Genomic DNA, 3,605 nt, shown 5'->3' with positions numbered 1-3,605 from the left:
GCGGCCGGCGGCGCAGCCGGCGCCGGAGGAGCGGCAGGTGGTGCAGCCGGCGCCGGAGGCATCGCGACGTTCGTCGGGGGCGCCGGCGGCCTGACGATCGGTGGCATCGCCGTCGGCATCGTCGCGGCCGGCGTCCTCGGCCTGGGAATCACCGGCCACCTCCCCGGCCAGAGCGACAACCCCATGTCGTCGCCGCGCCCGCTGGCGGCGTCCACGTCGACCAGCGGCCCGGTCTCCACCTCATCCATGCTCGGGACCTCGGGCACGTCGGGATCCTCGGGATCTTCGGGGACCTCAGGGACCTCAGGGACCTCCCCCTCGACGTCGCCGACCTCGACCGCCATCGTCGGCGGCACGACCGGAGCGGCCACCGGCGGGTCGTCCGGGCCGAACGCCCGGGGCGGCTCCGGGGTCGTCATCCCCGGGACGGGGTCGACCTCGAGCCACCGGTCGTCCTCCAGCAGCCGTCCGGGCGGCCACTCGAGCACATCGGGGTCCACGACGAGCCGGTCCACGACGTCCCATGGCTCGACCTCGACCAGCACCTCGACGAGTGGCACGACCTCGACCAGCACCTCGCAGACGCCCACGACAACCCACACCCCGACGAGGACCCACACCCACACGAACCCACCCACGAGCCCGCCGACCTCGCCGACCGTCTCGCCGACGTGCAAGAACGCCCCATGGTGGTGGTGGTGGACCGGGTTGAGGTGGCCTCCACCGTGGCCGTTGCCCTGGCCGCTCGACTGGCTGTTCGGCCACATCTGGCCCGGTTGGCCCTCGTGCTGGTGACCTTCAGACGGACTCGTCCAGCAGAGGCCGGCTGACTCGTCGTGCGTAGGGTGGCCGGTCATGGACCCCGGTGACCCCGTGCTGTTCGATCTGGCCGGCGACCCGCCGGCCACCTCCGCCCCCCGGCCGAGTGGCGGGAGGGCGCGGGACAGATGGACGTGCAGGGTCAGCGCCCACGTCGAGATCGTCGACTCGGCACGACTCGACGAGGCAATGTCCCGGGCCGAGAAGGACGGTCTCGTCATCGAACTGGAGCGGGACGAGGGCGACGACGCAGCCACTCACGAGAGCGACGGCAGAGCCGTCGCCGAGGCGAGCGACGATCTCGGCGGCCTCACGATCGCCGGATTCGACCGGGTCGGATGGTTGCTCTGGCCCACGGACGGGCTGGACCCGGTGCTCGCGGCCGGTGCCCTCGAGGTCCGCGAGGTGGCCACCGAGCTGGTCGTCGAGTCCGGCGTCGCGGGCACCGTCACGTGGTCGACGACCGTCGTGCTGCGGGATGTCGCGGCCCTGCGGCGGATCGCCGTCGCCGCGCATCCGGACGAAGCGACGGCCATCGCCGCGAGCCTCGCCGCCGCCTGGCGGTGCGCGGTCGACCTCTTCGCGCCCGTCCGCGCGATCCCAGGGATCACCTGGGATCCCGGCCCGGTCGAGTTCGACCATGTCCCCGCCCGCGACCGTCGGGGTCGATGACCCACACCTGTGACCCGGCTCGACGGGGCTGTCCGCTCCCCTCGCCGACGGCCGACCCCCACGAGAGCCGACGGACCAGCGACGGGTGGGGCACGGCATACCGACTCCGTCGGGCTGTCCGGCCCCTTCCGCGCCGGCCGACCCCCGCGAGAGCCGACGGACCAGCGACGGGCAGGGCACGGCATACCGACTCCGCCGGGCTGTCCGGTGCCCTCCCCGCCGGGCGACCCCCACGACACCGGAGGGAACCACGGTGGGTGAGGCACGGCATACCGGCCAGACTGCTTTCGTAGGATCGCCGCCATGACCCGGGCCGAGCAGCTGCGTGCGCGGCTCCTCGGCTTCCGACCGACGGATCGCTTCTGGGGCTGGTTCTGGCCGATCCTGCTCATGGTGCTCGGCGGGATCCTCCGCTTCTGGGCCCTCGGCCGACCGCACCAGCTCATCTTCGACGAGACGTACTACGTCAAGCAGGGCGTGTCGATGCTCGACTACGGCGTCGAGATGCGCGTCCCGACGAGCCTGAAGTCGCCCGACGCCCTCTTCACCCACGGGACTCCGAACGTCTTCACGACGGAGGGTGACCTTGTCGTCCATCCGCCGTTCGGGAAGTGGATGATCGCCGCCGGGGAGTGGATGTTCGGACAGACGTCGTCGTTCGGCTGGCGGTTCGCCGTCGCCCTCGTCGGCACGCTGTCGATCCTCATGATCGGCCGGGCAGCACGGCGGATGTTCGGGTCGACCCTCCTCGGGGCCTGCGCGTCGTTCATCCTCGCCTTCGAGGGACACCACTTCGTCATGTCCCGCACGGGGATCCTCGACATCATGGTGATGTTCTGGGCGCTCGCCGGCTTCTGCGCCCTCCTCATCGACCGCGACCACCTGCGCGAGCGGCTCGCCGACCGGGTCGGGGAGCTGCCCATCGGCGTGTGGCCGACGTGGGGTCCGTGGGTCGGCGGTCGGCCGTGGCGCTGGGTGGCCGGCATCTGTCTCGGGCTGTGCTGCGGCACGAAGTGGTCGGGGATCTACTTCCTCGCCGCCTTCGGGATCATGGCCGTCTGGTGGGACATCGGCGCCCGACGCGCCGCGGGGGTCCGCCGCTGGGGACGCACCGCGCTGCTCCTCGACGGACCGTTCGCCGCCGTGTCGATGCTCCTCACGTCCCTCGTCGTCTACCTCCTGACGTGGACGGGCTGGTTCCTCACGAAGAACGGCTACGACCGCCACTGGGCCGTGCAGCACCCGTCGCAGGAGTACGGCTGGATCCCCGCCTCCCTCCGGTCGCTGTGGCACTACCACCAGGAGATGTACCGCGTCGCCATCTCGATCACCCAGCCCCACCCGTACGAGCTCAACCCGTGGGGCTGGACCGTCCAGGCGCGACCGACGTCCTTCTTCTACGAGAGCCCGAAGAAGGGCGTCGACGGCTGCACCGTCGCCCAGTGCTCCAAGGCGATCACCTCGCTCGGCACCGTCTCGATGTGGTGGCTCGCGACGGCCGCCCTCGTCGTCGTCGCCTACTACTGGATCGTCCGCCGGGACTGGCGGGCCGGCGCCATCGCGGCCGGGTTCGTCGGGGGTTGGCTCCCGTGGTTCCAGTACCAGGCGCGGACGATCTTCGGCTTCTACGCCGTGGCGTTCGAGCCGTATGCCGTGCTGGCCTGTGTCTTCGTCCTCGGCCTCGTCCTCGGGTCCCGGTCGGACTCGCCGCAGCGGCGCCGGATCGGGCTCGTCGCCGTCGGGTTCTTCCTCGGGCTCGAGCTGGCCCTGTTCGCCTTCTTCTGGCCCATCTACACCGCCCAGGTCATCCCGTTCAGTCACTGGCAGTGGCGGATGTGGTTCCCCAGCTGGGTGTGACGTCGCGCCTCACGCCCTCGACCGACGACATCTTTTCTTCACGCGCGACGCCGCCCCCCGCACGTGCCGAGTTGTTGTCGTTCGGACGCTCGATCGACGACATCTTCTCGGCACGTGCGAACCCCATTCCGCACCGTGCCGGGTTGCTCGCGTCCGGGCGCCGGAGGGGGCTGTCGGTGGGCGTCGATAGGTTCGGGGCATGTTCTTCCTCGAACCGGACCGGCCGGTGGTGATCAGCCCGAGCGACCTGCGGGCCG

General features: G+C 71.3%; 3 protein-coding genes and 1 pseudogene. 2 read left to right on the top strand and 2 right to left on the bottom strand.

What is annotated here, in order from left to right; all coding sequences use genetic code 11:
- Window positions 1-767 (bottom strand): annotated as a pseudogene (locus BN12_RS25640) (hypothetical protein); the annotation flags it as partial.
- A gap of 88 nt (window positions 768-855) precedes the next feature.
- Between BN12_RS25640 and BN12_RS21905 the strand changes: the two are divergent.
- On the top strand, window positions 856-1,491 hold the full coding sequence (locus BN12_RS21905; protein WP_048555649.1) for a hypothetical protein: 636 nt from the start codon (window positions 856-858) through the stop codon (window positions 1,489-1,491).
- A gap of 303 nt (window positions 1,492-1,794) precedes the next feature.
- The gene (locus BN12_RS21900) at window positions 1,795-3,348 is read left to right on the top strand and encodes a dolichyl-phosphate-mannose--protein mannosyltransferase (protein WP_048555648.1); all 1,554 of its coding nucleotides are present in this window, start codon (window positions 1,795-1,797) and stop codon (window positions 3,346-3,348) included.
- Here BN12_RS21900 and BN12_RS26365 read toward each other — a convergent pair.
- A partial coding sequence (locus BN12_RS26365; protein WP_235432494.1) for a hypothetical protein occupies window positions 3,305-3,605 on the bottom strand: 301 nt, incomplete at its 5' end. The two genes, BN12_RS21900 and BN12_RS26365, sit on opposite strands and share 44 nt — an antisense overlap.

The sequence above is a fragment of the Nostocoides japonicum T1-X7 genome (assembly GCF_001046855.1).
GTDB classification, from domain to species: Bacteria; Actinomycetota; Actinomycetes; order Actinomycetales; family Dermatophilaceae; genus Nostocoides; species Nostocoides japonicum.
This window is presented reverse-complemented; position numbering and strand designations above follow the sequence as displayed.